Origin of the sequence: Fusobacterium sp. DD2, assembly GCF_018205345.1 — a bacterium.
Taxonomy (GTDB): domain Bacteria; phylum Fusobacteriota; class Fusobacteriia; order Fusobacteriales; family Fusobacteriaceae; genus Fusobacterium_A.
The window spans coordinates 1-5,419 of record NZ_JADRHM010000099.1 but is presented as its reverse complement, the minus strand read 5'-3'; the positions used below and the strand labels follow the sequence as shown (position 1 = coordinate 5,419).

3 protein-coding genes are annotated in these 5,419 nt (G+C 30.9%); 2 read left to right on the top strand and 1 reads right to left on the bottom strand.

Annotated features, from left to right (window positions below; genetic code table 11):
* Nucleotides 1-17 precede the first annotated feature (17 nt).
* The gene (locus IX290_RS11025) at nt 18-653 is read right to left on the bottom strand and encodes a hypothetical protein (protein WP_211493243.1); all 636 of its coding nucleotides are present in this window, start codon (nt 651-653) and stop codon (nt 18-20) included.
* Between the two features lie 448 nt (nt 654-1,101).
* On the opposite strand from IX290_RS11025, the gene IX290_RS11020 reads away from it, so the two are divergent.
* Complete coding sequence (locus tag IX290_RS11020) at nt 1,102-2,157, top strand: carbamoyl phosphate synthase small subunit (RefSeq protein ID WP_211493242.1); 1,056 nt, start codon at nt 1,102-1,104, stop codon at nt 2,155-2,157.
* A gap of 38 nt (nt 2,158-2,195) precedes the next feature.
* A complete protein-coding gene (gene carB, locus IX290_RS11015; RefSeq protein ID WP_211493241.1) occupies nt 2,196-5,408 on the top strand; it encodes a carbamoyl-phosphate synthase large subunit in 3,213 nt (1,070 codons plus the stop codon).
* Nucleotides 5,409-5,419: the final 11 nt, after the last annotated feature.

Here is a 5,419-nt window from a genome sequence, read left to right as displayed (position 1 = left end):
AATTCCAACCTTTTATTTTAATATTTGTAATAATAATCAACATCTAAGTTTTTAAGGTCATCGACAGTAATAGAATCATCATATGCCAGGTCAAAAATGAGCTTTATATCTCGAGGAATATCTGACCTTAAATTTTTTAAATGCTCAATAGTTCGAAATTCTAAAAGAGCAGTTTTAGAATCTCTAATTGCAGTTATATTTATTCTTTCTCCTCTGTTTTCTTTTAATATGATTTTATAATGATATATATCTTCTATTTTTTCGTAGAAGGAAGACCAGTTGTTGATATATTTAATATCAAAAATTAAATTTTCACTTTTGAGGTTTAATTTCTTAACCATGTTATTTATTTTAGTAAAAAACTCTCTTTCACTGCTAACAAAGTTCATTCTTAAGGTATAAAACAGAAAACAATCAGTTAGATTTTTTTCTATGGCCATTTTATATGCTTTGTGCAGAAGTTCCAGTATAAATTCCTCAAATATACCTTTTTCATATGCCATCTGATACATAAGATCTTTGTCGTTGAATCCAACAGGATTAAAGTCCTTAATAATTTTGTACCCAAGGAGAGAATTATCTTTCACATTGTATACTGGAATAAAGTTATATTGAATTTTTTCGATAACTCTCTTAAAATAAAATTGATTCATAATTCTCCCTTCTATAAAGATTAAATTTTATTAATCATTGATAAAATAAATGATAAAACAGATATTTTTTTGCTAAAAATATACTTTTTAACTAGAATTTACTTTTTTATAACTCTTTCCTTTTTAATTTATTAACATATAAAAATGGATAAGTCAAGGGGAATTGAATATAAAAAATAAAAAATTCTATTGACATGAATATAAAAAGTGGTTATAATATCTCTTAGTGTAAAAAACACGAAGATAGGAGGGAAAAGAGATGAGATATCTATTATTTACGAGAAATATAGATTTTCTGTTCAAAAACATTTTTGATCCCTTTTTTAATTTTTATATTGATTATGTATTTAATTTAAATTTTATATTTTCTTTAAAAAAGATGTAACCATCGCGGTTATGTCTTTTTTTTTGGATAAAATCAGAGTGTTTAAAATTCTAGGAGGTCAAAGTGAAAGGAAAACTTATTTTAGAAAACGGAATGAGCTTTGAAGGAAAAATCTTTGGAGAACTTGGAGAGACTGTTGGAGAATTAGTATTCAATACAGGAATGACAGGTTATCAGGAGGTGCTTACTGACCCTTCATACTGCGGACAGATAGTTGTAATGACTTATCCAATGATTGGAAACTATGGAATAAACCTTGAAGATATGGAATCAGATAAAATTCATATGAAAGGATTTGTAATTAAAGAGGATGCAAAACTTCCTAACAATTTTAGATGTGAAATGACTTTAGATGGATTTTTAAGACAAAATAAAATAGTTGCATTTAAAGGTGTTGATACAAGACAGTTAACAAAGATAATAAGAGAACAGGGAGCAATGAAAGCCATTATTACTGCAGATGATTTAACAGAGAAAGAGATAATGGAACGTTTTGGAAAATATGATAATAGAAATGCTGTAAGTGAAGTAAGTACACCAAGAATTTATGAGATACCAGGAGAAGGAAAAAGAATTGGTGTAATGGACTTTGGTATAAAAAGAAATATTTTAAGATCTTTTAAAAAGAGAGGATGTCATTTAGTAGTGTTCCCATGGAATACAAAAGCTGAAGAGATAATGAAGTATAATCTTGATGGACTTTTCTTATCAAATGGACCAGGGGACCCAGCAGACTTGGGAGATGTAATAGCAGAATTAAAGAAAATGGTTGGGAAATTACCAATAGTTGCAATTTGTCTTGGACATCAGCTTCTTGCATGGGCATTAGGTGGAACAACAACAAAATTAAAATATGGACATAGAGGATGTAACCATCCTGTTAAAGATTTAGAGAAAAATAAAATCTATATAACTTCTCAAAACCATGGTTATGTAGTAAATAATGTGCCTGAATCAATGAAAGTTACTCATATAAACTTAAATGATAACTCAATAGAAGGAATGAAAAGTGATAAACTAAGAATAATGTGTGTTCAATATCACCCAGAGGCGTGGCCTGGACCAAGAGATTCAGATTATTTATTTGATGATTTCTTAAAAGTAATTGAAGGAAAATAATTAAATATTAGATAGTTGAAGAATTTGAGGAGGAAAAGATGTTAGATAAATCTATAAAGAAAACACTAGTTATAGGATCAGGACCAATAATCATTGGACAGGCAGCAGAGTTTGACTATTCAGGAACTCAAGCATGTGAAACTTTACAAAAAGAGGGAATTGAAGTTGTACTTGTTAACTCAAACCCAGCAACAATTATGACAGATACAGCAGTAGCTGATAGAATATATATAGAACCAATTACAGTGGAATTTGTAGAAAAGATAATTGCAAAAGAAAGACCTGACTCAATACTTGTTGGAATGGGAGGACAAACTGCACTTAATATGGCTGTTGAGCTATATGAAAAAGGAATCCTGGATAAATACGGTGTAAAAGTAATTGGAACTCCTATAGAAGCAATAAAAAGAGGAGAAGATAGAGAACTATTTAGAGAGGCTATGGAAAAGATAAATGAGCCAATTATCCAAAGCCAAATAGTGGAAAGTCTTGAAGAGGGATTTAAAGTAGCAAATGAGATAGGATATCCAATTGTTGTAAGACCTGCTTATACACTTGGAGGAACAGGTGGAGGTTTTGCAAATAACGATGCAGAACTTGAAGAGATACTACCAAAAGGACTTGCACTTTCTAGAGTTGGACAGGTACTTATAGAAAAATCAATCCTTGGATGGAAAGAGATTGAATATGAAGTAATAAGAGATGCTAATGGTAACACAATAACAGTATGTAATATGGAAAATATCGATCCAGTAGGAATACATACAGGGGACTCAATAGTAGTAGCACCATCTCAAACTCTTTCAGATAGAGAGTATCAAATGTTAAGAATTTCAGCTATAAAGATAGTAAATGAAATAGGAGTAATTGGAGGATGTAACGTACAATTTGCTCTTAATCCAAAATCATTTGAATATGCAATAATAGAGATTAACCCAAGAGTATCAAGATCTTCTGCCTTAGCATCTAAAGCCACTGGATATCCAATAGCAAGAGTTGCCACTAGATTATCTTTAGGATATCTTTTAGATGAGGTAAAGAATGAAGTAACAGGAAAAACGTTTGCATGCTTTGAACCAACACTTGACTATATAGTTGTAAAAATACCTAAATGGCCATTTGATAAATTTAAAAAAGCAAATAAAAGACTTGGAACAAAAATGATGGCTACTGGGGAGGTTATGGCAATTGGAAATAACTTTGAAGCTGCCTTCCAGAAAGGACTTAGATCACTTGAAATTGGAAGATATAACTTTGAATATCCAGTAGTTCAAAAAATGACAATTGAAGAGTTAAAAGCTGCAGTTGTTAAACCTGATGATGAAAGAATATTCGTAGTAGCTGAGATGTTAAGAAGAGGTTATATAAAAGAAAAACTTCAAAAGCTAACTGGTATAGATAAATTCTTCATGGAAAAGATAGAATGGATAGTTAAACAGGAAGAAAACTTAAAGAGACTTAAATTTAAAGATCTGGATGAACACTATTTAAGAAATCTTAAGAAAAAAGGGTTCTCAGATAGAGGTATCGCAGAACTTATGGGAGTTTCTGAAAGAGATATTGAAAGAAAAAGAAAAGCATATAATATTATACCAACTTATAAAATGGTTGATACATGTGCAGGAGAGTTTGCAGCTGACTCATCATACTTCTACTCAACTTATGACCAATTTGATGAAGTAGTAGTAAGCAATAACAGAAAAATAGTTGTTATAGGATCAGGACCAATAAGAATTGGACAAGGTATAGAGTTTGACTATTGTACAGTACACGCTGTAAAAACTCTTAAAAAGCTTGGAATTGAAAGTATTATTATAAATAACAACCCTGAAACTGTATCAACAGACTTCTCAACTGCTGACAAACTATATTTTGAACCACTTGTAACTGAAGATATAATGGCTATACTTGACAAGGAAAAACCAGAAGGAGTTATACTTCAATTTGGAGGTCAAACAGCAATTAAATTAGCTAACGACCTAAGCGCAAGAGGAATTAAGATAATAGGAACAAGTGCAGATAAAATAGACGAAGCTGAGGATAGAGAAAGATTTGAAGAGATGATGGAAAAACTTAATATCAATCGTCCTAAAGGAAGAGGAGTATGGGATGTTAAACATGGTATTGAGATAGCAAATACAATCGGATATCCAGTTCTTGTAAGACCTTCATATGTTCTTGGAGGACAAGGAATGGAGATATGCCATGATGAATATAACTTAGTCAAATATCTTGAAGCTTCATTTGATAGAGACAGCTTAAACCCAGTTCTTATAGATAAATATCTAAATGGGATTGAACTTGAAGTTGATGCAATATGTGATGGAGAAGATGTATTGATACCTGGAGTTATGGAACACCTTGAAAGAGCGGGAGTTCACTCAGGAGACTCTATAACAATATATCCACAACAAAATCTATATGAAGGAACAGAAGAAGAACTTTTAGAAATAACTAAAAAAATGGCAAAAGCTCTGGAAGTAAAAGGAATGATGAACATTCAATTTATAGCATATCAAAATAAATTATATGTAATTGAAGTAAACCCAAGATCATCAAGAACAGTTCCATATATCTCTAAAGTATCTGGTGTACCTGCAATAGAGATTGCAACTAGAGTTGCACTTGGAGAAAAATTAAAAGATATTGGTTATGGAACAGGAATCTATAAAAAACCAGATGTTGTAGCAGTGAAAGTTCCAGTATTCTCAACTGAAAAGTTATCAAGTGTTGAAGTATCATTAGGACCTGAAATGAGATCAACAGGAGAGGTATTAGGAGTTGGACATACAGTAGACGAAGCTATTTATAAGGGACTTTTAGGAGCTAAGAGAGTACATGAAATTAAAGGTAGAAAAGTTCTTGTAACTATAAGAGACAAGGATAAAGAGGAATTCCTACCAATTGCAAAAAGTTTAATAAAACATGGATCAACACTTTATGCAACAAAAGGAACTCAAAAATTCTTAGCAGAACATGGTGTTGAATCAGTACTTGTAAATAGAATGAATGAAGAATCTCCAAATATCTCAGATATATTAAAACATAGAAAAGTGGATCTTCTTATCAATACTCCAACTAAAGCTAATGATGCTCAAAGAGATGGATTTAAAATGAGAAGAACTGCAATAGAGTATGGAGTAGATGTTTTAACAGCATTAGATACAATAAGTGCAATATTAAGAATGCAGGATAGTAATATTCAAGATGATAAACTAGATGTATTTGATGTAAGTAGAATAAGAAAATAGTTATAATAAAA